This window comes from Streptomyces sp. NPDC056224 (genome assembly GCF_042267665.1).
In the GTDB taxonomy this organism is placed as follows: domain Bacteria; phylum Actinomycetota; class Actinomycetes; order Streptomycetales; family Streptomycetaceae; genus Streptomyces.
Map to the genome: position 1 here is coordinate 39,701 of NZ_JBHJTK010000021.1, position 21,370 is coordinate 61,070.

At 72.6% G+C, this 21,370-nt stretch carries 27 protein-coding genes; 21 read left to right on the forward strand and 6 right to left on the reverse strand.

Annotated elements, in window-relative coordinates; genetic code table 11:
* Nucleotides 1-46: 46 nt before the first annotated feature.
* Together ACFCZ1_RS23170 and ACFCZ1_RS23175 are read left to right on the forward strand one after the other, a co-directional pair.
* Nucleotides 47-829, forward strand: coding sequence for an ABC transporter permease (locus ACFCZ1_RS23170; protein WP_376680251.1), 783 nt, complete (start codon nt 47-49; stop codon nt 827-829).
* 34 nt (nt 830-863) lie between these two features.
* Nucleotides 864-1,511, forward strand: a complete 648-nt coding sequence (locus ACFCZ1_RS23175) for a hypothetical protein (RefSeq protein WP_376680173.1) — start codon at nt 864-866, stop codon at nt 1,509-1,511.
* A gap of 37 nt (nt 1,512-1,548) precedes the next feature.
* Here ACFCZ1_RS23175 and ybaK read toward each other — a convergent pair whose 3' ends face one another.
* From ybaK to ACFCZ1_RS23190, 3 genes are read right to left on the reverse strand one after another with little or no spacing between them, the layout of a single operon-like run.
* Nucleotides 1,549-2,037 (reverse strand): Cys-tRNA(Pro) deacylase, encoded by a 489-nt coding sequence (ybaK, locus tag ACFCZ1_RS23180; protein WP_376680174.1) that lies wholly within the window; start codon nt 2,035-2,037, stop codon nt 1,549-1,551.
* Nucleotides 2,037-2,774, reverse strand: coding sequence for an LON peptidase substrate-binding domain-containing protein (locus ACFCZ1_RS23185; RefSeq protein ID WP_376680175.1), 738 nt, complete (start codon nt 2,772-2,774; stop codon nt 2,037-2,039). Before ACFCZ1_RS23185 ends, ybaK begins: the two co-directional genes overlap by 1 nt.
* A gap of 43 nt (nt 2,775-2,817) precedes the next feature.
* On the reverse strand, nt 2,818-4,356 hold the full coding sequence (locus tag ACFCZ1_RS23190) for an oxidoreductase (RefSeq protein ID WP_376680252.1): 1,539 nt from the start codon (nt 4,354-4,356) through the stop codon (nt 2,818-2,820).
* Between the two features lie 241 nt (nt 4,357-4,597).
* Between ACFCZ1_RS23190 and hisD the strand changes: the two genes are divergently transcribed.
* Genes hisD through hisF form a run of 8 tightly spaced genes read left to right on the forward strand, consistent with a single transcriptional unit; the run spans nt 4,598 to nt 10,302 of the window.
* The gene (gene hisD / locus ACFCZ1_RS23195; protein ID WP_376680176.1) at nt 4,598-5,920 is read left to right on the forward strand and encodes a histidinol dehydrogenase; all 1,323 of its coding nucleotides are present in this window, start codon (nt 4,598-4,600) and stop codon (nt 5,918-5,920) included.
* Nucleotides 5,899-7,023: a histidinol-phosphate transaminase gene (locus ACFCZ1_RS23200; RefSeq protein ID WP_376680177.1), complete on the forward strand. Its 1,125-nt coding sequence runs from the start codon at nt 5,899-5,901 to the stop codon at nt 7,021-7,023. The genes hisD and ACFCZ1_RS23200 overlap by 22 nt, the downstream gene beginning before the upstream one ends.
* Nucleotides 7,020-7,613 (forward strand): imidazoleglycerol-phosphate dehydratase HisB, encoded by a 594-nt coding sequence (gene hisB / locus ACFCZ1_RS23205; RefSeq protein ID WP_376680178.1) that lies wholly within the window; start codon nt 7,020-7,022, stop codon nt 7,611-7,613. The genes ACFCZ1_RS23200 and hisB overlap by 4 nt, the downstream gene beginning before the upstream one ends.
* A gap of 2 nt (nt 7,614-7,615) precedes the next feature.
* Nucleotides 7,616-7,783, forward strand: coding sequence for a hypothetical protein (locus tag ACFCZ1_RS23210; RefSeq protein WP_376680179.1), 168 nt, complete (start codon nt 7,616-7,618; stop codon nt 7,781-7,783).
* Nucleotides 7,780-8,439 carry an imidazole glycerol phosphate synthase subunit HisH gene (hisH, locus tag ACFCZ1_RS23215; protein WP_376680180.1) on the forward strand — a complete coding sequence of 220 codons (660 nt, stop codon included), beginning with the start codon at nt 7,780-7,782 and terminating at the stop codon, nt 8,437-8,439. Before ACFCZ1_RS23210 ends, hisH begins: the two co-directional genes overlap by 4 nt.
* Nucleotides 8,439-9,167, forward strand: coding sequence for a bifunctional 1-(5-phosphoribosyl)-5-((5-phosphoribosylamino)methylideneamino)imidazole-4-carboxamide isomerase/phosphoribosylanthranilate isomerase PriA (priA, locus tag ACFCZ1_RS23220; protein WP_376680181.1), 729 nt, complete (start codon nt 8,439-8,441; stop codon nt 9,165-9,167). The genes hisH and priA overlap by 1 nt, the downstream gene beginning before the upstream one ends.
* Nucleotides 9,164-9,550, forward strand: a complete 387-nt coding sequence (locus ACFCZ1_RS23225; RefSeq protein ID WP_376680182.1) for a RidA family protein — start codon at nt 9,164-9,166, stop codon at nt 9,548-9,550. The genes priA and ACFCZ1_RS23225 overlap by 4 nt, the downstream gene beginning before the upstream one ends.
* A complete protein-coding gene (gene hisF, locus ACFCZ1_RS23230; protein WP_376680183.1) occupies nt 9,547-10,302 on the forward strand; it encodes an imidazole glycerol phosphate synthase subunit HisF in 756 nt (251 codons plus the stop codon). Before ACFCZ1_RS23225 ends, hisF begins: the two co-directional genes overlap by 4 nt.
* A gap of 36 nt (nt 10,303-10,338) precedes the next feature.
* Here the strand turns inward: hisF and ACFCZ1_RS23235 are convergent, their stop codons facing one another.
* From ACFCZ1_RS23235 to ACFCZ1_RS23245, 3 genes are all read right to left on the reverse strand, one after another.
* Complete coding sequence (locus ACFCZ1_RS23235) at nt 10,339-10,689, reverse strand: hypothetical protein (RefSeq protein ID WP_376680184.1); 351 nt, start codon at nt 10,687-10,689, stop codon at nt 10,339-10,341.
* Nucleotides 10,686-11,210 carry a DUF6232 family protein gene (locus ACFCZ1_RS23240; RefSeq protein ID WP_376680185.1) on the reverse strand — a complete coding sequence of 175 codons (525 nt, stop codon included), beginning with the start codon at nt 11,208-11,210 and terminating at the stop codon, nt 10,686-10,688. Before ACFCZ1_RS23240 ends, ACFCZ1_RS23235 begins: the two co-directional genes overlap by 4 nt.
* A gap of 220 nt (nt 11,211-11,430) precedes the next feature.
* The gene (locus ACFCZ1_RS23245) at nt 11,431-12,063 is read right to left on the reverse strand and encodes a TIGR03085 family metal-binding protein (RefSeq protein WP_376680186.1); all 633 of its coding nucleotides are present in this window, start codon (nt 12,061-12,063) and stop codon (nt 11,431-11,433) included.
* A gap of 92 nt (nt 12,064-12,155) precedes the next feature.
* On the opposite strand from ACFCZ1_RS23245, the gene hisI reads away from it, so the two are divergent.
* From hisI to lgt, 11 genes are all read left to right on the forward strand, one after another.
* Nucleotides 12,156-12,524 carry a phosphoribosyl-AMP cyclohydrolase gene (hisI, locus tag ACFCZ1_RS23250; protein WP_376680187.1) on the forward strand — a complete coding sequence of 123 codons (369 nt, stop codon included), beginning with the start codon at nt 12,156-12,158 and terminating at the stop codon, nt 12,522-12,524.
* Between the two features lie 15 nt (nt 12,525-12,539).
* Nucleotides 12,540-14,063, forward strand: coding sequence for an anthranilate synthase component I (locus tag ACFCZ1_RS23255; protein ID WP_376680188.1), 1,524 nt, complete (start codon nt 12,540-12,542; stop codon nt 14,061-14,063).
* A gap of 14 nt (nt 14,064-14,077) precedes the next feature.
* Complete coding sequence (locus ACFCZ1_RS23260) at nt 14,078-14,722, forward strand: TIGR02234 family membrane protein (protein ID WP_376680189.1); 645 nt, start codon at nt 14,078-14,080, stop codon at nt 14,720-14,722.
* A gap of 111 nt (nt 14,723-14,833) precedes the next feature.
* Nucleotides 14,834-15,085 carry an HGxxPAAW family protein gene (locus tag ACFCZ1_RS23265; protein WP_376680190.1) on the forward strand — a complete coding sequence of 84 codons (252 nt, stop codon included), beginning with the start codon at nt 14,834-14,836 and terminating at the stop codon, nt 15,083-15,085.
* 83 nt (nt 15,086-15,168) lie between these two features.
* Nucleotides 15,169-15,648: a DUF2752 domain-containing protein gene (locus tag ACFCZ1_RS23270; RefSeq protein WP_376680191.1), complete on the forward strand. Its 480-nt coding sequence runs from the start codon at nt 15,169-15,171 to the stop codon at nt 15,646-15,648.
* A 172-nt stretch (nt 15,649-15,820) separates the two neighbouring features.
* Nucleotides 15,821-16,630, forward strand: coding sequence for an indole-3-glycerol phosphate synthase TrpC (gene trpC / locus ACFCZ1_RS23275; RefSeq protein ID WP_214932893.1), 810 nt, complete (start codon nt 15,821-15,823; stop codon nt 16,628-16,630).
* Between the two features lie 8 nt (nt 16,631-16,638).
* The gene (gene trpM / locus ACFCZ1_RS23280; protein ID WP_376680192.1) at nt 16,639-16,863 is read left to right on the forward strand and encodes a tryptophan biosynthesis modulator TrpM; all 225 of its coding nucleotides are present in this window, start codon (nt 16,639-16,641) and stop codon (nt 16,861-16,863) included.
* Between the two features lie 207 nt (nt 16,864-17,070).
* Nucleotides 17,071-18,315 (forward strand): tryptophan synthase subunit beta, encoded by a 1,245-nt coding sequence (gene trpB, locus ACFCZ1_RS23285; protein ID WP_376680193.1) that lies wholly within the window; start codon nt 17,071-17,073, stop codon nt 18,313-18,315.
* On the forward strand, nt 18,312-19,139 hold the full coding sequence (trpA, locus tag ACFCZ1_RS23290) for a tryptophan synthase subunit alpha (RefSeq protein ID WP_376680194.1): 828 nt from the start codon (nt 18,312-18,314) through the stop codon (nt 19,137-19,139). Before trpB ends, trpA begins: the two co-directional genes overlap by 4 nt.
* Nucleotides 19,140-19,259: 120 nt before the next feature.
* Nucleotides 19,260-20,171 (forward strand): DsbA family protein, encoded by a 912-nt coding sequence (locus tag ACFCZ1_RS23295; RefSeq protein WP_376680195.1) that lies wholly within the window; start codon nt 19,260-19,262, stop codon nt 20,169-20,171.
* Between the two features lie 88 nt (nt 20,172-20,259).
* The gene (lgt, locus tag ACFCZ1_RS23300) at nt 20,260-21,312 is read left to right on the forward strand and encodes a prolipoprotein diacylglyceryl transferase (RefSeq protein ID WP_376680196.1); all 1,053 of its coding nucleotides are present in this window, start codon (nt 20,260-20,262) and stop codon (nt 21,310-21,312) included.
* Nucleotides 21,313-21,370: the final 58 nt, after the last annotated feature.

Here is a 21,370-nt window from a genome sequence, read left to right on the forward strand (position 1 = left end):
CGTGGGCGTCGCGGACGTCGCGGGTGCCGCGGACGTCGCGGGCGCCGTGGGCGTCGCGGGCGCCGCGTGCGCTCCCGCCGAGCTGGCTCCGAAGGCGCGGTTCTTCCCCGCGCTGGCGGCCGTCTACCGGGCGCAGCTGTCCCGGGCCAGGGTGGCGCGGATCCCGCTGCTGTTCGTGGCCACCTTCCAGTCCGTCGGGATCATGATCCTGATGCGGGGCGTGGTGGACGGGGGTTCCGAGGCCCGGGCCGTCGTGGCCGGCTCCTCCGTCCTCGTCGTGGCCTTCGTCGCGCTGAACCTGCTCGCGCAGTACTTCGGGCAGCTGCGGGCGGGCGGCGGCCTCGACCACTACGCCACCCTGCCGGTGCCGCCCGCCTCCGTGGTGCTGGGCGCGGCCGCCGCGTACGCCTCCTTCACCCTGCCCGGGACCCTGGTCACCGCCGTCTTCGGGTGCGTGCTCTTCGGGCTGCCGATGGGCGGGCTGTGGATCCTGGCCGCGGTGGTGCCGCTGGCCGGGGCCGCGCTGGCCGGGCTCGGCGCGGCGCTGGGGCTGCTGGCACCGCGGCAGGAGCTGGCCACGCTGGCCGGGCAGCTCGGGATGTCGGCGGCGCTGCTGCTGGGGGTGCTGCCGCCCGAGCGGATGCCGGACGTGATCGTCTGGGCGCGGGACCTGCTGCCCTCCACGTACGGGGTGGAGGCGTTCGCCCGGACCTTCGCCCCGGATCCGGACTGGGCCGCGGTCGCCTTCGACCTCGGCGTGTGCGGGGCCGTCGGCGTCCTGTCGCTGGCCGTCGCCACGTGGGCGTACCGGCGGGCGGCGGTCCGCTGACGCCGGGGGCCGACGCACCTGGCACGATGTGGGGGTGACCGAAGCCGTGACCCCGCAGTCTCCTTTCGACCCGCCGCCCCTCCCGCCCGAGAAGCCGGGGGCCGCCGGGGCGGCCATCACGCCCAAGGACATCCGGGACGGGGCCGCCGTCGCCCTGGTGGTCGGGGTGGCGGGCCTGCTCCTCGGACTGCTGTGGGTGTGGCTGGCGCCGCGGGTGCTGTACGTCTCCAACGGGGAGGCGGTGTTCCTGCGCAACAGCGAGAGCGAGGCGCGGATCGGCGCCGACGGGACCTTCTTCCTGCTGTCGGCGGGGCTGGGCGCACTGAGTGCCGTCGGCGCCTTCCTGTGGCGCCGGGCCGGGGGCGTGCCGCTGGTGATCGGGCTCGGCGCCGGGTCCCTCTTCGCCGCGCTGGTGGGGTGGCGGTTCGGGCTGTGGCTGGGGCCCTCCTCGGACCTGGCGACCGCCGCGCTGAAGGCGGGCAAGGGCGTTCCGTTCGACGCTCCGCTGCAGATGCTGGCCCACGGGGTGCTGCTGGTCTGGCCGATGACGGCCGTCGTGGTCCACCTGGGCCTGACCGCCCTCTGGTCCCCGCGGGATCCGGACCCGGAGCCCGCCTGGGCGGTCTACCCGCCGCCGCACGTCCACGCCGACCCGTCGGCGCCGCAGCCTCCGCGCCCCTGACCCCCGTCGGCGGGTCCGCCGGGGGCCCCGCCGACGGCTACGGGCGGGCGATGGGGGCCAGCGTGGCCCCGGTCAGGGCGGTCAGCGCCGACGGGGAGAGCTCGACCTCCAGGCCGCGGCGGCCCGCCGAGCAGCAGATGGTCGGGTGGTCGCAGGCCGAGGCGTCGATCACCGTACGCAGCCGCTTGCGCTGGCCGAGCGGGGAGATGCCGCCCAGGACGTAGCCCGTCGTGCGTTCCGCCAGCGCGGGATCGGCCATCACCGCCCGTTTGCCGCCCACCGCCGAGGCGAGGGCCTTCAGGTCCAGCGAGCCCGAGACCGGGACCACCGCCACCGTCAGGACCCCGTCCACCTCCGCGACGAGCGTCTTGAAGACCCTGGCGGGCGGGACGCCCATCGCCGAAGCGGCTTCCTCGCCGTACGAGGGGTGCGCCGGGTCGTGCTCGTACGCGTGCGTGGTGAACTCGGCGCCCGCCGCGGTGAGGGCCACGATCGCCGGCGTCCCGGCCGGCTTCTTCTTCGCCATCAGTTCGGGCTCGTCGGGGTACGGGTCAGGTCCACCGCCGGCAGCGAGGGGAGATGGCGGATCACCGCCGTCTCCGCGCGCAGCAGCTTGAGCTCCTCCGCCAGGCGGGTCGCCGTGTCCGGGGCCTGGAGCAGCCGCTGCTTCGCCGGGATGTCCAGCACCGCCGCCGCTGCCACCAGGTACGAGACCACCGACGGCTCGTCGGGGAGTTCCGCGCCGGTCAGGGACCGCTCGCGGGCTCCGGCCAGCCGCTTCTGGTAGGCGCGGAAGGCCCGCAGCACGCCCTCGGCCAGGGCCCCCGCGCCCTCGCCCGCTTCCTCCGGGAGCTCTTCCAGCTCCGCCGTGAGGAAGGGGCCCGAGGCGTCGACCGAGATCAGCCGGACCCGCGAGGTGCCCGTCGCGAGGACCTCGAAGCTGCCGTCCTCACGCTCCCGGATCGTCGCCGCGTCCGCGATGCAGCCCACGCGGTGGAAGGCCTGGACCGGGTCCGGGCCGAAGCCCGCGGCGGGGCCGCGCTCGGGCAGGGCCGTCGGGTCGGGCAGGCCGGGCGCGGTCGGGGCGACCTCGCGGCCGTCACGGATGGCGACGACCGCGAAACGGCGCGGCTCGTCCTCGCCCGTCTTCAGCAGCTCGCGCATCATGGCGCGATAACGCTCCTCGAAGATGTTCAGCGGGAGGACGAGTCCCGGGAACAGCACCGAGTTCAGGGGGAAGAGGGGCAGGCGAACGGTGGTCACGAGGCACAGGGTAATGGCCGGGGGCCGACCCGCCCCATCCCCGTCACCCCCGCCGCAGCAGTCGCGACGCGCCCGCCGCCACCGTGGTGGCCAGGATCCACCCCAGCAGGACCAGCACCGCCGCCCCCCACTGCCAGCCGCCCTCCACTTTCCACTGGCCCTGCTGACCGAGGTCGATCACCGGGAGCAGGAGGTCCAGGGCGTACAGGGCGGCATCCCACTTCGGGTGCTCGTCCTCCTTGATCGGGGGCGGCTGGTGCTGGGAGAACAGCAGCGCGCCCGCCGCCCACAGCACCGCCATCCACAGCGCGGCCCGGCCGGGGCGGTACCCGTAGACCACCGTCCAGTCCTGGACGTAGCCCCACGCCTTGGCCGCGGGCGGCAGGGTCGCCCGGCGGCGGCGCTGCTTGGCCAGCAGCACCTCGCGCGCGTCCGCGTCCTCACCGCTGGCCCGCAGTACGGCGGCCAGCCGCTCGTACGGCTCCGGCGAGTACTCGGGCGTGGCCGCCTCCACCCACGCCAGCCGGCGGGCCAGGGGGAAGTGGCCCCGCGGGGCCAGGTTCTCGTAGACGAAGCCCTCGATCGACACCCCGCCCGGGCCCGGCCAGCTGGTGGAGGAGTCGACGAGCTTGACCACCTTGGCCCCCGACACGACGACCCGCCCGCGCTCCGGCCGCTCCCCGACGAAGCGGAACTCGGGAGTCTGGATCCGGCGCAGGGATATCTCCTGCTCGTCGGTGAGCACGAAGCGCGCCCCGTAGAAGTCGATGGCGTCGCCGAAGCGGCCGTCGTCCATCCGCAGCCCGCCGCGGCACTCGAAGCGCTGCGACGGCTGACCGCGCGTCGGTGTCAGCCCCAGTCCGTACGGGGGAGTGGACGAGTTCGATCCGGGGACGTAGTCCAGGGCGATCGAGGTCAGGTACAGGGTCCGCTCGACGGTCAGCTGCGGCGCGTTCAGCGCGTACCGCCCGTACGGGTTGCGCAGACGGGCCCCGCGCAGGTTCATCGACACGCCGACCTTCGCGCCGCGCAGACTCACTTCCCCGTACGTCTCCAGCAGCTCGCCCTGGAAGTCCTGCGCCACCGACATCCCGTCGGCGGTGATCGCCCGCCCCTTGGCGTCCTTCTGCACCACCGCCTGGCTGATCAGCAGGTCGGTGCCGATCTGGGCGTCGGTCAGCCGGATGCCCCGGGCCACCCGACAGCGCGGCATGTGCAGATCGCCCTCGGTGTGCAGGCGGGCCGCCTCCAGCCGGGGGATCGCGCAGTTCACCAGGCGCAGGGTGCCGAAACGGGCCTCGGACAGCTGGATCTCGCTGTCGAAGCTGCACGACTGCAGTTCCACGTACGGGCTCACCGTGCCCCCGGACAGGTCGAGCCGCCCGGTGATCCGTACGCCGCGCAGCTTCAGCGAGGCCACCCGGCCCGGTACTGGCGGCGGACCGTGGAGCAGCAGCAGGGCCACCACCTGGGCACGCACGCTGCGCTCGGGGCCCCAGACGTGCGGGGCGTGCGGATCGTCCCGGTCGCCGACGCGGACGCGCAGGTCGCAGACGCTGCCCGTGCGGTAGGCGCCCCACATGCGGCGCTCGGCGGCGGAGAGGTCGGCCGGCTCCTCGCCCGCGCGCGCCTCGGTGTCGGCGGGTGCCCCGGTACCGGCGGGTGGCCCGGTCCCCGCATCCGCGCGTGCCTCGGTCATGGCGGCCCCCCTCCGCTGTCACTACGTGTAGATCCAAGCTAACGGGCACCTGTGACATCCGGGGCGTGTATCAGCCAGTGATACGGGCGAACGGCGGCACGAGGCGGTCTGAGAGAATTGGGAGGTGATCTCTCGTATCGACCTGCGCGGTGACGCCCTCCCCGAGGGCGGCGCCCTGCGCGATCTGCTGCCCCGTGCCGAGTTCGACGTGGAAGCTGCCCTGGAGAAGGTGCGGCCCATCTGCGAGGACGTCCATCATCGTGGCACGGCGGCGCTGATCGAGTACGCGCAGAAGTTCGACGGGGTGAAGCTGGAGCAGGTCAGGGTGCCCGCCGAGGCCCTCAAGACCGCCCTCGACGAGCTCGACCCGGCCGTCCGCGCCGCCCTGGAGGAGTCGATCCGGCGCGCCCGGATCGTGCACCGCGGCCAGCGCCGCACCGAGCACACCACCCAGGTGGTCCCCGGCGGCACGGTGACCGAGAAGTGGGTTCCGGTCGAGCGCGTGGGGCTGTACGCCCCGGGCGGCCGCTCGGTGTACCCGTCCTCCGTCGTGATGAACGTCGTGCCGGCGCAGGAGGCGGGCGTCGAGTCGATCGCACTGGCCTCTCCGCCGCAGGTCGAGTTCGACGGCCTGCCCCACCCGACGATCCTCGCCGCCTGCGCGCTGCTCGGCGTGGACGAGGTGTACGCGGCGGGCGGCGCCCAGGCCGTCGCGATGTTCGCGTACGGCACCGACGAGTGCGCTCCCGCGAACATGGTGACCGGCCCCGGCAACATCTGGGTCGCCGCCGCCAAGCGCTACTTCACCGGGAAGATCGGCATCGACACCGAGGCCGGCCCGACCGAGATCGCGGTCCTCGCCGACTCCACCGCCGACCCGGTGCACGTGGCCGCCGACCTGATCAGCCAGGCCGAGCACGACCCGCTGGCCGCCGCCGTCCTCGTCACGGACTCCGAGGAGCTCGCGACCGCCGTCGAGCAGGAGCTGGAGCCGCAGGTCGCGGCCACCAAGCACGTCGAGGACCGGATCAAGCCCGCGCTCGCCGGGCGCCAGTCCGCGATCGTGCTGGTCGACACCCTGGAGGACGGCCTCAAGGTCGTCGACGCCTACGGCGCCGAGCACCTGGAGATCCAGACGGCCGACGCCGCCGCCTGGGCCGCCCGCGTACGCAACGCCGGTGCGATCTTCGTCGGCCCGTGGGCCCCGGTCTCGCTCGGCGACTACTGCGCCGGGTCGAACCACGTGCTGCCCACCGGCGGCTGCGCCTGCCACAGCTCCGGCCTGTCCGTGCAGTCCTTCCTGCGCGGCATCCACATCGTCGACTACACGCGGGACGCCCTCGCCGAGGTCACCCACCACGTGGTGACGCTGGCCGAGGCCGAGGACCTGCCCGCGCACGGCGCCGCCCTGAAGGCGCGCTTCGGATGGAAGGTCCCCCAGGCGTGACCGGCATCGACGACCTCCCCATCCGGGACGAGCTGCGCGGCAAGACCCCGTACGGCGCCCCGCAGCTCGACGTACCCGTCCAGCTGAACACCAACGAGAACCCGTACGAGCTGCCCGAGGAGCTGGTCCGGCGCATCGCCGAGCGCGTCGCCGACGCCGCCCGCACCCTCAACCGCTACCCCGACCGGGACGCGGTCGAGCTGCGCACCCAGCTGGCCGCCTACCTCACCCGTACGGCCAAGCACCCGGTCGCGCGGGAGAACGTATGGGCCGCCAACGGCTCCAACGAGGTCATCCAGCAGCTGCTGCAGACCTTCGGCGGTCCCGGCCGCACCGCGATCGGCTTCGAGCCGTCGTACTCGATGCACGCGCTGATCTCCCGCGGCACGGGCACCGGCTGGATCTCCGGACCGCGCCGGGACGACTTCACGATCGACGTGGAGGCGGCGGAGCAGGCGATCGCCGAGAACGCCCCCGACGTCGTCTTCATCACCTCGCCCAACAACCCCACGGGCACGGCGGTCGGGGCCGAGACGGTCCTCGCCCTGTACGAGGCCGCGCAGGCGGCCAAGCCGTCCCTGGTCATCGTGGACGAGGCGTACGTGGAGTTCAGCCACCGCGACTCGCTGCTGCCCCTCATCGAGGGCCGGCCGAACCTGGTGGTCTCCCGGACCATGTCCAAGGCCTTCGGCGCCGCCGGACTGCGCCTGGGATACCTGGCCGCGCACCCCGCCGTGGTCGACGCCGTCCAGCTGGTGCGCCTGCCGTACCACCTGTCGGCCGTCACCCAGGCGACCGCGCTGGCCGCCCTGGAGCACACCGACACCCTGCTCGGCTACGTCGAGCAGCTCAAGGCCGAGCGGGACCGCCTGGTCGTCGAACTGCAGGCCATCGGCTACGAGGTCACCGAGTCCGACGCGAACTTCATCCAGTTCGGCAGGTTCGAGGACTCCCACACCGCCTGGCAGAAGATCCTCGACCGGGGTGTCCTGGTCCGGGACAACGGCGTACCGGGCTGGCTGCGGGTCACCGCGGGCACCCCGGCCGAGAACGACGCGTTCCTGGAAGCGGTTCGCGCACTGAAGAAGGAGCAGCACGCATGAGCCGCATCGGACGGGTCGAACGGACCACGAAGGAGACCTCGGTCGTCGTCGAGATAAACCTCGACGGCACCGGCCGGGTCGACGTCTCGACGGGCGTGGGCTTCTACGACCACATGCTCGACCAGCTCGGCCGCCACGGCCTCTTCGACCTCACCGTCAAGACCGACGGCGACCTGCACATCGACACCCACCACACCATCGAGGACACCGCCCTCGCACTCGGCGCCGCCTTCAGGCAGGCCCTCGGCGACAAGGTGGGCATCTACCGCTTCGGCAACTGCACCGTGCCGCTCGACGAGTCCCTCGCCCAGGTCACCGTCGACCTGTCCGGCCGCCCCTACCTCGTGCACACCGAGCCCGAGAACATGGCGCCGATGATCGGCACGTACGACACGACGATGACCCGCCACATCTTCGAGTCCTTCGTCGCGCAGGCCCAGATCGCCCTGCACATCCACGTCCCGTACGGGCGCAACGCCCACCACATCGTGGAGTGCCAGTTCAAGGCGCTCGCGCGCGCCCTGCGCTACGCGGCCGAATTCGACCCGCGCGCCGCCGGCATCCTGCCCTCCACGAAGGGCGCCCTCTAGCCGTGAACGGGCTCAACACGATCCTGATCGTCTTCGGCCTGTTCCTCGCCGGAGGCGTCTACTCCTTCCAGAAGCAGCAGATGCCCAGGTCGGTCGTCCTCCTGCTCGCCATCGCCTCGGCGATGTGCCTGGCCGCCGGGGTCCTGCGAATCCAAGGAATCTGGGCATGAGCACTGCCGCAACCACCCGTCCCACCAAGAACGTCGTCGTCTTCGACTACGGCTTCGGCAACGTCCGTTCCGCCGAGCGCGCCCTCGCGCGCGTCGGCGCCGACGTCGAGATCACCCGCGACTACGACAAGGCCATGGACGCCGACGGACTCCTCGTCCCCGGCGTCGGCGCCTTCTCCGCCTGCATGCAGGGCCTCAAGGACGCCCGCGGCGACTGGATCATCGGCCGCCGGCTCTCCGGCGGCCGCCCGGTCATGGGCATCTGCGTCGGCATGCAGATCCTCTTCGAGCGCGGCATCGAGCACGGCGTCGAGACCGAGGGCCTCGACGAGTGGCCCGGCACGGTCGGCCCGCTCAGGGCCCCGATCGTCCCCCACATGGGCTGGAACACCGTCGAGGCCCCCGCCGACAGCCAGGCCTTCGCCGGCCTGGACGCCGACGCCCGGTTCTACTTCGTGCACTCCTACGCGGCGCGCGAGTGGACCCTGGAGGTCACCAACCCGGCGATCCGCGCCCCCCGCGTCACCTGGGCCACCCACGGCGAGCCGTTCGTCGCGGCGGTGGAGAACGGCGCCCTGTGGGCGACCCAGTTCCACCCCGAGAAGTCCGGCGACGCCGGAGCCCAGCTCCTCACCAACTGGATCGAGACCCTCTGATGCAGAAGACGCTTGAGCTCCTCCCCGCGGTCGACGTCCGCGACGGACAGGCCGTCCGCCTCGTGCACGGGGTGTCCGGCAGCGAGACCTCCTACGGCTCCCCGCTGGAGGCGGCCCTCGCCTGGCAGCGCTCCGGCGCCGAGTGGCTGCACCTGGTCGACCTGGACGCCGCCTTCGGCACCGGCGACAACCGCGACCTGGTCGCCGGGATCACCGCCGCCATGGACATCAAGGTCGAGCTGTCCGGCGGAATCCGCGACGACGCCTCGCTCGCCGCGGCCCTCGCCACCGGCTGCACCCGGGTCAACCTCGGCACCGCCGCGCTGGAGACCCCCGAGTGGGCCGCCAAGGCGATCGCCGAGCACGGCGACAAGATCGCGATCGGCCTCGACGTCCGCGGCACCACCCTCAAGGGCCGAGGCTGGACCAGCGAGGGCGGCGACCTGTACGAGACCCTCGCCCGCCTGGACTCCGAGGGCTGCGCCCGCTACGTCGTCACCGACATCGGCAGGGACGGCACCCTGACCGGCCCCAACCTGGAGCTGCTGAGGAACGTCTGCGCCGCCACCGACCGGCCCGTCGTGGCCTCCGGCGGCATCTCCTCGCTGGACGACCTGCGGGCGCTGGCCGAGCTGGTCCCGCTGGGCGTCGAGGGCGCGATCGTCGGAAAGGCCCTGTACGCCAAGGCCTTCACGCTGGAAGAAGCCCTGAAGGTGGTGTCCGCATGAGCAGCACTCCCGAGGTGCGCCGCATCTCCTCCGGCAGCGCCTACGAGGACGTCATCGGCTACTCCCGCGCCGTCCGGCTCCCGAACGGCCTGGTCCTGGTCTCCGGCTGCACCGCGGCCGACGCCAACGGCCCGTACGACCAGGCCGTCGCCGCCTTCGGCGTCGCCTTCAAGGCCCTCGCACAGGCCGGTCTCGGCCCCGAGCACGTGGTCCGCACGCGGATGTACCTCACCCACGCCCGGGACGTGGACGAGGTGGGCCGCGCCCACAAGGAACTGTTCGACGCGGTGCGCCCCGCCGCAACGATGATCATCGTCTCCGGCTTCGTCGACCCCAGCATGGTCGTCGAGGTCGAGGTGGAAGCGTACGGAGGTGCGGCATGACCCTCGCCGTACGGGTGATCCCCTGCCTGGACGTCGACAACGGCCGGGTCGTCAAGGGCGTCAACTTCCAGAACCTGCGCGACGCCGGTGACCCGGTGGAGATGGCCAAGCTGTACGACGCGGAGGGCGCCGACGAGCTGACCTTCCTCGACATCACCGCGTCCTCCGGGAACCGCGAGACCACGTACGACGTGGTGCGCCGCACCGCCGAGCAGGTCTTCATCCCGCTCACCGTGGGCGGCGGCGTCCGTACCGCGGACGACGTGGACAAGCTGCTGCGGGCCGGCGCGGACAAGGTGGGCGTGAACACCGCCGCCATCGCCCGCCCCGAGCTCATCCAGGAGATCGCCGAACGCTTCGGCCGCCAGGTCCTCGTCCTGTCGGTCGACGCCCGCAGGACCGCGTCGGGCTCCTTCGAGGTCACCACCCACGGCGGCCGCCGGGGTACCGGCATCGACGCCGTCGAGTGGGCCCACCGGGCGGCCGAACTGGGCGCCGGGGAGATCCTGCTGAATTCGATGGACGCCGACGGCACCAAGGACGGGTACGACACCGAGATGATCGCGGCGGTGCGCGGGCACGTCACGGTCCCGGTGATCGCCTCGGGCGGCGCCGGCAAACTGGAGCACTTCCCGCCGGCGATCGCGGCGGGCGCGGACGCGGTGCTCGCGGCCTCGGTGTTCCACTTCGGCGACCTGCGGATCTCCCAGGTCAAGGACACGCTCCGGGAGGCGGGCCACCCGGTCCGCTGAGACCGGGCGGGCCCGGCCTGTGGCCGGGCCCGCGCCTCATCCCGCACCCAGCAGCCGAAGGATCGCCTGGACCGCGTCGACGACCGGCTGGGCGAGCGGGCCGATCACCGCCGCGACGCCGGCCACGGTCATCAGGGCGCCGTGGCGCTCCTGCGGGGTGCTGCCGGCGGAGGAGATCGTGCGCAGGGAGCCGTCGACGGTCTCTACGGCGGCGGGCGGGAGCTGGCCGCGCAGCTCTTGGAGCAGCCGGATCAGCTCGGCGATGGCCTCCCGCTGGTCGGCGGGCAGCTGCGGGGCGACGGCCGGGAACTGGTTCTTCACGATTCCGGTGTTGCCACTTCCCTGGTTCATGTTGACGATGTCGCCGTAGTGGTTGCCACCGGTCATTTCTTCACGACCCCCATGTTCCCGATGCCGCCGTACATGTTCACGGTGTCGCCGAGGTGGTAGTTGCTCGGATTGATGCTCAGACGTTCGACGCGTACGGCGAACTCGGTCTCCGGGTGCTCGATGGCGTGGACGATCTGCCGGACCAGCTGCCGCAGCTGCTCCTTGTCGGGCAGCGTCACCAGGGCGGTGGAGGGGCCCGACGTCTCCACGGACAGAACGTGCCGGGACGGCGCGGCCAGCTGGGTGACCAGCCGGACGAGGAGGATGACCGCCATGATGGCGCCGAGGGTCCACAGGCTGTCCGCGGCGTTGCCCGAGCGGTAGTCCGAGCTGCTGGACGACCCCGAGTCCGCAGAGGCGACCTGGAGCACGATGATCAGCGCTGCCGTGCCACCGAGCCACTTCAGGAACTGGAGGAGGGCTTCCCCGCGGTCGGGCTTGATCTGGAAAGTGCGCACCCGGACGACGTTGTGCAGTGGATAGGCCGCGCCGTCCACCCACAGCAGCCGTTTGCCCACGCGCAGCTCCACACCGAGCTCGGATGCTCTGGGCGGCGGCGCAGGCGGTGGCGCCGCCGGCGGCCGGGGCGGTAACGGTGGCGGTGGGACCGGGCCGGATTCCATGATTTCCCCCGTGTGTCGTCGACCATGTGACCGCGCGAGGCTTCATTAAGCTCGCCCGATGTGACAAGGGCAAGGGAATGTTCACGCCAAGTGCACCCGCCCCGACGCCAGCGTTCTAGATGCCCAGTCGCGCCCGCACCAGCATCGAGACGGCTTCCTTGTCGCCGTCCAGCGTCACCTTGGCAGCGTCCTGGCGGCCGAAGGAGAACAGGGTCAGCTCACCCGGCTCGCCCGTCACCGTCACCACCGGGACGCCCTTGTGCGCCACCGCCGTGCGGCCGTCGGGCCGCCGCAGGACCAGGCCCACCGGCGAGCGCCGACCCGTCAGCCGGGCCAGCCTCTCCAGCCGGGACCACAGGGAGTCCGCGAACACCGGGTCCAGCTCCCGCGGCGACCAGTCCGGCTGCGCCCGCCGCACGTCCTCCGAATGGACGAAGAACTCCACCGCGTTGGCCGCCTCGTCGACCGGCTTCAGGGCGTACACCGACAGCTTCGGCGGCCCGGTCCGGATCAGCTGGATGAGTTCCTCGTACGGCCTGGCCGTGTACTCGGCCATCGCCTTGTCCAGCCGTGCCTTGAGCACGTTCAGGAGCAGGCCCCCCGCCGCGTCCGGCCGGCGCTCCCGGACGACCACGTGCGCCGCCAGCTCCCGGCAGCTCCAGCCGTCGCAGAGCGTCGGCGCCTCCGGCCCGGCCGCCTCCAACAGGTCGGCCAGCAGCAGTCGTTCGCGCTTCGCATGGGTAGACATACGGGCCAGCCTACGGCCGGATCCCGCCTCGCGCCCGCCCATCAGGCGGACAGTGATCCGTTCCCGGCATTCGGGCCCGGCACAATGGCCGCATGAGTACGTCCCCCCGCCCCGGCAACCTCGACCCCGCCATCGCCGCGCGCCTCAAGCGCTCCGCCGACGGCCTGGTACCGGCCATCGCCCAGCAGTACGACACCGGTGAGGTGCTCATGCTCGGATGGATGGACGACGAGGCCCTGCACCGCACCCTGACCACCGGCCGCTGTACCTACTGGTCGCGCAGCCGCCAGGAGTACTGGGTGAAGGGGGACACTTCCGGCCACTTCCAGCACGTGAAGTCCGTCGCCCTCGACTGCGATGCCGACACCGTGCTCGTCAAGGTCGACCAGGTCGGAGCCGCCTGCCACACCGGCACCCGCACCTGCTTCGACGACGATGTCCTCCTCCGCGACGCCGACTAGACAGGTCCCACGCACATGGATCTCGATTCGTTCCGCAAGCTCGCGGCCGACCGCCGCGTCATCCCCGTGAGCCGCAGGCTGCTCGCCGACGGGGACACTCCCGTCGGGCTCTACCGCAAGCTGGCCGCCGAGCGCCCCGGCACCTTCCTGCTGGAGTCCGCCGAGAACGGCCGCTCCTGGTCCCGGTACTCCTTCGTCGGCGTGCGCAGCGACGCCACGCTGACCGTCCGGGACGGCCGGGCCCACTGGATCGGTACCCCGCCCGTGGGCGTGCCCACCGACGGCGACCCCCTCGAAGCCCTGCGCGCCACCGTCGAGGCCCTGCACACTCCCCCTACGCCTAGCGGCGTGGGAGGTACCCCCACCCGCGACCTCGCGGGGGGAATGCCGCCCTTCACCGGCGGCATGGTCGGCTACCTCGGCTACGACATCGTGCGCCGCCTGGAGCGCATCGGGGAGCACACCGCCGACGACCTGGAGCTGCCCGAGCTGACGATGCTGCTCACCTCCGACCTGGCGGTCCTGGACCACTGGGACGGCACCGTCCTGCTCATCGCCAACGCCATCAACCACAACGACCTCGACTCGGGCGTGGACGAGGCGTACGCCGACGCGGTGGCGCGCCTCGACGCCATGGAGGCCGACCTGGCGCGGCCCGCCCCCTACGTCCCGGCCCCGCTCCCCGCCTCCGAGCTCCCGGAGTTCTCCGCGCTGTGGGGCGGCGAGAAGTACCGGGCCGCCGTCGAGGACGTGAAGGAGCGGATCCGCGCCGGCGAGGCCTTCCAGGTCGTGCCCTCGCAGCGGTTCGAGACCCCCTGCAAGGCCTCCGCGCTGGACGTCTACCGGGTGCTGCGGGCGACCAACCCGTCCCCGTACATGTACCTCTTCCGCTTCGAGAACGGCTTCGACGTGGTCGGGTCCAGCCCCGAGGCGCTGGTCAAGGTCGAGGACGGCCGGGCCATGGTCCACCCCATCGCCGGCACCCGCCACCGCGGAGCCACCCCGCAAGAGGACCACGACCTCGCCGAGGAACTGCTGGCCGACCCCAAGGAGCGCGCCGAGCACCTGATGCTCGTCGACCTCGGCCGCAACGACCTCGGCCGGGTCTGCGAGCCGGGCTCCGTCGAGGTCGTCGACTTCATGAGCATCGAGCGGTACTCGCACGTCATGCACATCGTGTCCACCGTCACCGGCCGGGTCGCCGAGGGCCGGACCGCCTTCGACGTGCTCACCGCCTGCTTCCCCGCGGGCACCCTGTCGGGGGCGCCCAAGCCGCGCGCCATGCAGATCATCGAGGAGCTGGAGCCCACCCGGCGCGGCCTGTACGGCGGCTGCGTGGGCTACCTGGACTTCGCGGGGGACTCCGACACGGCCATCGCCATCCGCACCGCGCTGCTGCGCGACGGCACGGCGTACGTGCAGGCGGGCGCCGGGATCGTCGCCGACTCGGTGCCCGAGCTGGAGGACGACGAGTGCCGCAACAAGGCGGCCGCCGTGCTGCGCGCGGTGGGAGCGGCGAACCGCCTCCACGGCTCCTGAGGACGTAGGGGATAGTGGGGTACGTGAGTGCCGTACCCCCGCCCCGAACCGATGCCGACGCCGAGGCCCCCGAGAGCGGGGGCGGCCGCCGCAGCGTGGCCGTCGCCCTGCTGCTCGGCACGCTCGGCTCCACCGTCGTCCTGCTCGCCTCCGGCCGGATCTGGGCCCGGGGCACCACCGCGATGGGCGGCGACTCGCTCGCGCTGACCGCGGACGGGCGGGCCGTCACCGGCCTGCCCGCGGCCCTGGCCATCGTCGGGCTCGCCGCCCTGGTCGCCGTCTTCGCCGTACGCGGCAAGGGGCGGCTGCTGGTGTCGGGGCTGCTGGCGCTCAGCGGCCTGGGCGCCGCGCTGGCGGCGGTCTTCGCCGCCGACGGCCGCCGCGCCCTGGACGCCGAGGCCGCCCGTACGACCGCGGACACCGCGGCCCAGGTGGTGGGGCTGACCCAGACGGCGTGGCCGTACGTCACGGCCGCCGGCGCGGCCCTGATCCTGGCCGCCGGCCTGCTGGCCCTGCGCTTCGGCCGCGGCTGGCCCGCGATGGGCGGGCGCTACGAGCGGGACGGCAGCCCCCGTACGCGCAGGCCCGCGCCGGTGGATCCCGACCGCCCGGAGGATCTGTGGAAGGCTCTGGACCGCGGCGAGGACCCGACCCGCTGACGGACCCCCGTGGACGGCGACCCCGCCCCGTGCGGGACAATGGGCTCCGAGCGTTCGACACAGGCCGCGCGTTTCGCGACAGCACGGCGACAGACCAACGAGGAGCAACTCATGGCGGGCACTAGCCACGGACACACCCCGGCCGCCTGGACCGGTGTCATCATCGCCTTCATCGGTTTCTGCATCTCCGGCGCCTTCATGGTGCTCGCGAACCCGCTGGGCTTCTGGGCCGGTCTCGTCGTCGTCGCACTCGGCGGTGTCGTCGGCCTCGCGATGAAGGCCGCGGGCATGGGCATGCCGAAGGCCGCCCACAAGGACCTCGCCGAGGCCATCGCCGCCTCCAAGGTCCCCGCCAAGGTCTGAGCGCGGTACCGAGGATCCGAAAGGCGCGGCCCGGTCGGGCCGCGCCTTTCGCCATCCCGCTCCGCCGTGCTGCGCCCGTTGCCGTGATCGGCGAGAATCGGCGGGTGGACGCCTCTCGCACCCCCGACGCCCCGCCGCCGCGGACCGCGCCCGCCGTACGGGTCCCCCGGGCCCGGCGGCTCACGTCCCCGGGGCTCACGCTGGCCGCGGCCGCGGCGGCCTTTGCGTATGTGGGCACCGTGGATCCCAACGAGCCGGGCCATTACCCGGTCTGTCCGCTGCTGCGGCTGACCGGAATCCTGTGCCCCGGATGCGGCGGCCTGCGCAGCGCGCACGCGTTCGCCCACGGCGATCTGGCCGCAGCTTTCGGGGCAAATGCCCTCGCTGTCGTCGGCTACTTCGCCTTCGCGGGGTTCATGACCCTGTGGCTGGTTCGCGCCTACAACGGCGGGCCCGTTCCCCGCCTCGCCTTGCGGCCGCCGTACTGGTGGGTCATCGGCGTGATGGGCCTGACGTTCGCCGTTGTCCGAAATCTTTCTTTCGGCTCGGCACTGGCGCCCTGAGCCCCGTGTGCGGCCCGGATGAAGCCCGGATTCCGAATGTCCAGTTACTGGGACGCCGTCAACCGGGTGCGGAGGGCAACGCCTCCTGCGGATACCATTTGATTGCTGACCTTGCAGTTGTACGTGTCTGCAAGGCGGCCGACCGTCATCGACCCGGAAGGGGGCCGCTCGCGTGAGTGTGCTCGACGAGATCATCGAAGGGGTCCGCGAAGACCTTGCCGAACGGCAGGCGCGCGTGAGCCTCGACGAGCTCAAGGAGCGTGCCGCCAAGGCGCCCCAGGCCAAGGACGGCGTCGCTGCCCTGCGCGGCGACAGCGTCAAGGTGATCTGCGAGGTCAAGCGTTCCAGCCCGTCCAAGGGCGCGCTGGCCGCGATCGCCGATCCGGCCGGGCTCGCCGCCGACTACGAAGCGGGTGGTGCGGCGGTCATCTCCGTCCTCACCGAACAGCGCCGCTTCGGTGGCTCGCTGGCCGACCTGGAGGCCGTCCGCGCCCGCGTGGACATCCCGATCCTGCGCAAGGACTTCATCGTCACCGCGTACCAGCTCTGGGAGGCCCGCGCCTACGGCGCCGACCTCGCGCTGCTGATCGTCGCGGCCCTGGAGCAGGAGGCCCTCGTCTCCCTCATCGAGCGGGCCGAGTCCATCGGTCTCACCCCGCTCGTCGAGGTCCACGACGAGGAAGAGGTCGAGCGTGCGGTTGCGGCCGGCGCCAAGATCATCGGCGTCAACGCCCGCAACCTGAAGGACCTCAAGGTCGACCGCTCCACCTTCGAGCGCGTCGTCGGCGAGATCCCGGCCCACATCGTCAAGGTCGCCGAATCCGGCATCCGCGGGCCGCACGACCTGATCGCCTACGCCAACGAGGGCGCCGACGCCGTCCTCGTCGGGGAGTCCCTGGTGACCGGCCGCGACCCGAAGGCGGCCGTGGCCGACCTCGTCGCCGCCGGCGCCCACCCCGCCCTGCGTCACGGGCGGAGCTGACCGATCCCATGACCCACGACCGCCCCTCCGTCAGCACGCAGCACGTGCCGCAGGCAGCCCGCCGCGGTCCGGTCGCCGTGCCGACGGCGCACGCGCCCCTGGCGCGCGGCTGCCGCCCCCGCGGCTGCCGCGCCCCGGCCCGGCGTGTGCACGGGCGGCGGGTCCGGTACGTGATCGGCTCCGAGCCCGGTCAGGTCAACGGCATGCGATGGCGTTCCGGAGGCGCGCTGTAACGAGGGCCACGGCCGACGGTACGAGACGTACCGTCCCGCCGGGTGTCCCCGTACGGTCCACCACCCGGGCCGACCGGCTCCGGGTGGGGGTCCTCCTTCCCGCAGGCAGCACCGGCCGCCCGTCGTGGGGTGGTGTGCGTGTCGCGGGCGGACGGCGCAATACGGTGAAAACCACTCGTCGCATTCCGTTCCCGTAGGAGCACTGGCATGTCCAGCCAATTCTTCGTCCCGGACCCGGAGGGTCACGTCCCCAACGCCGAGGGTTACTTCGGTGACTTCGGCGGCAAGTTCATCCCGGAGGCGCTCGTCGCCGCCGTGGACGAGGTTGCCGTCGAGTACGAGAAGGCCAAGGGCGACCCGGCCTTCGCGGCCGAGCTCAACGACCTGATGGTCAACTACACCGGCCGCCCGAGCGCCCTCACCGAGGTGCCCCGGTTCGCCGAGCACGCCGGCGGGGCGCGGATCTTCCTCAAGCGCGAGGACCTCAACCACACCGGCTCGCACAAGATCAACAACGTGCTGGGCCAGGCGCTGCTCACCAAGCGGATGGGCAAGACCCGGGTCATCGCCGAGACCGGCGCCGGCCAGCACGGCGTGGCCACCGCCACCGCCTGCGCGCTCTTCGGCCTCGACTGCACCATCTACATGGGCGAGATCGACACCCAGCGCCAGGCGCTGAACGTGGCCCGGATGCGCATGCTGGGCGCCGAGGTCATCGCGGTGACGTCCGGCTCCCGGACGCTGAAGGACGCCATCAACGAGGCGTTCCGCGACTGGGTCGCCAATGTGGACCGGACCCACTACCTCTTCGGTACGGTCGCCGGCCCCCACCCCTTCCCGGCCATGGTCCGCGACTTCCACCGCGTCATCGGCGTCGAGGCCCGCCGCCAGATCCTGGAGCGCACGGGCCGACTGCCCGACGCGGTCGCGGCCTGCGTCGGCGGCGGCTCCAACGCCATCGGCCTGTTCCACGCCTTCATCCCGGACGCCGGCGTCCGCCTGGTCGGCTTCGAGCCCGCCGGGCACGGCGTGGAGACCGGTGAGCACGCGGCCACGCTGACCGCGGGCGAGCCGGGGATCCTGCACGGCTCCCGCTCCTACGTCCTCCAGGACGAGGAGGGCCAGATCACCGAGCCGTACTCCATCTCGGCCGGTCTGGACTACCCGGGCATCGGCCCGGAGCACTCGTACCTGAAGGACACGGGCCGCGGCGAGTACCGCGCGGTCACCGACGACGCGGCGATGCAGGCCCTGCGCCTGCTCTCCCGCACGGAGGGGATCATTCCGGCGATCGAGTCGGCGCACGCCCTCGCGGGCGCGCTCGACCTGGGCAAGGAGCTGGGCAAGGACGGCCTGCTGGTCGTCAACCTGTCCGGCCGCGGTGACAAGGACATGGACACGGCCGCCCGCTACTTCGGGCTGTACGACGCCACCCAGGGGGAGTCGAAGTGAGCACGGGCAACATCCAGCTGCTGAGCGACACGCTCGCCAAGGCCAAGTCCGAGGACCGCGCGGCCCTCGTCGCCTACCTCCCGGCGGGCTTCCCGACCGTCGACGGCGCCATCGAGGCGGTCAAGGCCGTCATCGCGGGCGGCGCGGACGTGGTCGAGGTGGGCCTGCCGCACAGCGACCCGGTCCTGGACGGCGCGATCATCCAGACCGCCGACGACATCGCCCTGCGCGGCGGGGTCAAGATCGCCGACGTGATCCGCACCGTGCGCGAGGCGCACGAGGCGACCGGGGCCCCGATCCTGGTGATGACGTACTGGAACCCCATCGACCGCTACGGCGTCGAGCGCTTCACCGCCGAGCTCGCGGCGGCGGGCGGCGCCGGCTGCATCCTGCCCGACCTGCCGGTCCAGGAGTCCGCCCTGTGGCGTGAGCACGCGGAGAAGCACGGTCTGGCGACCGTCTTCGTCGTGGCACCCAGCAGCAAGGACGAGCGCCTGGCCACCATCACGGCGGCCGGCTCCGGCTTCGTCTACGCGGCCTCCCTCATGGGTGTCACCGGCACCCGCGAATCCGTCGGCAACGAGGCCCAGGCGCTGGTGCGGCGCACCCGCGCCACCGAGGGGGCCCGCCGTGGGCTCCCGGTCTGCGTCGGGCTCGGCGTCTCCAACCCGGCCCAGGCCAAGGAGGTCGCCTCCTTCGCCGACGGGGTGATCGTCGGCTCGGCCTTCGTCAAGCTGCTGCTGGACGCGCCGGACCTGGCGGCCGGGCTGGCCGCCGTGCGGTCGCTGGCGGGCGAGCTTGCGGAAGGCGTACGCAGGAGCTGACCTGAGGCGCATATCCGAGCGGTCCACCGGCTGACGCCGGGAGGCGCCCCCAGTAGCCCGATCGGGTGGAAGTGGGAGCGGGGAGGCACGCGAGTGCCTCCCCGCTTCGTTTGGCCGAACGTGAGCGAGAAGAACGACGGTGCGAACCGCGATGCGACGAAACGATCGGCCCGGGAGCGACTCCTCGTGGAGCGCGAGCGGCAGAAGACCCGGGACAAGCGCCGGCGGACCCTCATCGTGTCGGCGGCGGTGGTCGGCGTCCTCGGCCTGGCCGCCGTCGTCGGCCTGATCGCGGCCAACAGCGGCAAGGACGGCGGCGCCGGCAAGGCGGGGCCGGTGGTCGCCCCCTCCGGGGCCACCGGCAAGGACGCGCTGGCCATCCGCACGGGCAGGGACGGGGCCAAGTCCACCCTGACCGTGTGGGAGGACTTCCGCTGCCCCGCCTGCAAGTCCTTCGAGGACAACTACCGGGCCACGGTCCACGAGCTGGAAGCCGCGGGGCTCCTCAAGGTCGACTACCACCTGGTCACGCTCATCGACGGCAACATGGGCGGCAGCGGCTCGCTGAAGGCGGCGAACGCGGCGGCCTGCGCGCAGGACGCCGGCAAGTTCCCGGAGTACCACGACGTCCTCTTCCAGAACCAGCCGTCGGAGGTCGACGACGCCTACGGGAAGAACGCCAAGCTGCTGGAACTGGCCGGAAAGGTGGACGGGCTGGACACCCTCGCGTTCCGCAAGTGCGTCGTGGACGGCACGCACAACTCGTGGGTGGGCAAATCGCAGGAGGCCTTCGCCGCCGGGAAGTTCCGGGGCACCCCGAGCGTGCTGCTGGACGGCAAGGACATCTTCGCCGACCAGGCCAATCCGGTGACCCCGCAGAAGCTGAAGGAGCAGGTGGAGGCCAAGGCCAAGGGGGGCGCCTCGCCGTCCGCTTCCCCGGCCGGCGGTTCCGGCGCGGGGTCGAAGGCCTCGTCGAGGACGCCGTCGCGGACGCCGTCGAAGGGTGCCTCGTCAGGGCCCGGGGAGCGCTGAGCGACGCCCGGGACAGGTGTGGATTTGGTTTCGGCTTGCCGGGCGGGTTGCGGTGGTGCCCGCTCGGCAAGGTAGCGTCGGGTCTGCCATGGACATTGCTTACATCCCCAGTCCGTCGACCGGCGTGATCCATCTCGGACCGATCCCGCTCCGCGGCTACGCGTTCTGCATCATCATCGGCGTCTTCGTCGCTGTCTGGCTCGGCAACAAGCGGTGGATCGCGCGCGGCGGCAAGCCGGGCACGGTCGCGGACATCGCCGTGTGGGCGGTGCCGTTCGGCCTTGTCGGCGGTCGCCTCTACCACGTGATCACCGACTACCAGCTCTACTTCGGCGAGGGCCGCAACTGGGTCGACGCCTTCAAGATCTGGGAAGGCGGCCTCGGCATCTGGGGCGCGATCGCGCTGGGCGCGGTGGGCGCCTGGATCGGCTGCCGACTGCGCGGCATCCCGCTGCCGGCCTGGGCGGACGCCCTGGCCCCCGGTATCGCGCTGGCCCAGGCCTGCGGCCGCTGGGGCAACTGGTTCAACCAGGAGCTGTACGGCAGGGCCACCGACCTGCCGTGGGCGGTGGAGATCAGCGAGGGCCCGAACCGGGTCGCGGGCACCTACCACCCGACCTTCCTGTACGAGTCGCTGTGGTGCGTCGGCGTCGCCCTGCTGGTGATCTGGGCCGACCGCCGCTTCAGGCTCGGACACGGCCGGGCGTTCGCCCTGTACGTGGCCGCGTACTGCGTGGGCCGCGGCTGGATCGAGTACATGCGGGTCGACGAGGCGCACCACATCCTGGGCCTGCGGCTGAACGTCTGGACCTCGATCGTCGTCTTCGTCCTCGCCGTGGTCTACCTGGTGCTGTCGGCGAAGCTGCGGCCGGGCCGCGAGGAGGTCGTCGAGCCGGACACCGGCTCCGATGCCTCCGCCGCCGAGGGCAAGGGCACCGACGCCCCCGCCGCGGCGGAGCCGGAGGACTCCGTGACCGGCGAGGGCAAGGCCGCCGACGCGTCCGGCGCCGGGGACCCGGCGGAGCCGGAGGCCGCCGAGGCGAAGGCGACCGTCCTGACGAAGGACGCGCCGGCCGGGGCGGCGCCGCCGGCCGACGCCGAGCGCGCCGAGGGCGAGGCCCCCGGGGCCGGGAAGCGCTGACCCGAAGGGTCACTGGAGGGGGGTGCCGCGTACCGCGCGGCACCCCCCTCTCGTTGTC

Coding starts and splice junctions, on each gene's coding strand:
- ACFCZ1_RS23265 (WP_376680190.1), top strand. CDS start 14,834: ATGGCGGGCACTAGCCACGGACACACCCCGGCCGCCTGGACCGGTGTC.
- lgt (WP_376680196.1), top strand. CDS start 20,260: ATGGACATTGCTTACATCCCCAGTCCGTCGACCGGCGTGATCCATCTC.
- ybaK (WP_376680174.1), bottom strand. CDS start 2,037: ATGGCGAAGAAGAAGCCGGCCGGGACGCCGGCGATCGTGGCCCTCACC.
- ACFCZ1_RS23190 (WP_376680252.1), bottom strand. CDS start 4,356: ATGTGGGGCGCCTACCGCACGGGCAGCGTCTGCGACCTGCGCGTCCGC.
- hisB (WP_376680178.1), top strand. CDS start 7,020: ATGAGCCGCATCGGACGGGTCGAACGGACCACGAAGGAGACCTCGGTC.
- ACFCZ1_RS23200 (WP_376680177.1), top strand. CDS start 5,899: ATGGAAGGTCCCCCAGGCGTGACCGGCATCGACGACCTCCCCATCCGG.
- ACFCZ1_RS23225 (WP_376680182.1), top strand. CDS start 9,164: ATGAGCAGCACTCCCGAGGTGCGCCGCATCTCCTCCGGCAGCGCCTAC.
- trpB (WP_376680193.1), top strand. CDS start 17,071: ATGTCCAGCCAATTCTTCGTCCCGGACCCGGAGGGTCACGTCCCCAAC.
- priA (WP_376680181.1), top strand. CDS start 8,439: ATGCAGAAGACGCTTGAGCTCCTCCCCGCGGTCGACGTCCGCGACGGA.
- hisI (WP_376680187.1), top strand. CDS start 12,156: ATGAGTACGTCCCCCCGCCCCGGCAACCTCGACCCCGCCATCGCCGCG.
- trpM (WP_376680192.1), top strand. CDS start 16,639: ATGACCCACGACCGCCCCTCCGTCAGCACGCAGCACGTGCCGCAGGCA.
- ACFCZ1_RS23255 (WP_376680188.1), top strand. CDS start 12,540: ATGGATCTCGATTCGTTCCGCAAGCTCGCGGCCGACCGCCGCGTCATC.
- hisF (WP_376680183.1), top strand. CDS start 9,547: ATGACCCTCGCCGTACGGGTGATCCCCTGCCTGGACGTCGACAACGGC.
- ACFCZ1_RS23245 (WP_376680186.1), bottom strand. CDS start 12,063: ATGTCTACCCATGCGAAGCGCGAACGACTGCTGCTGGCCGACCTGTTG.
- ACFCZ1_RS23235 (WP_376680184.1), bottom strand. CDS start 10,689: ATGACCGGTGGCAACCACTACGGCGACATCGTCAACATGAACCAGGGA.
- hisH (WP_376680180.1), top strand. CDS start 7,780: ATGAGCACTGCCGCAACCACCCGTCCCACCAAGAACGTCGTCGTCTTC.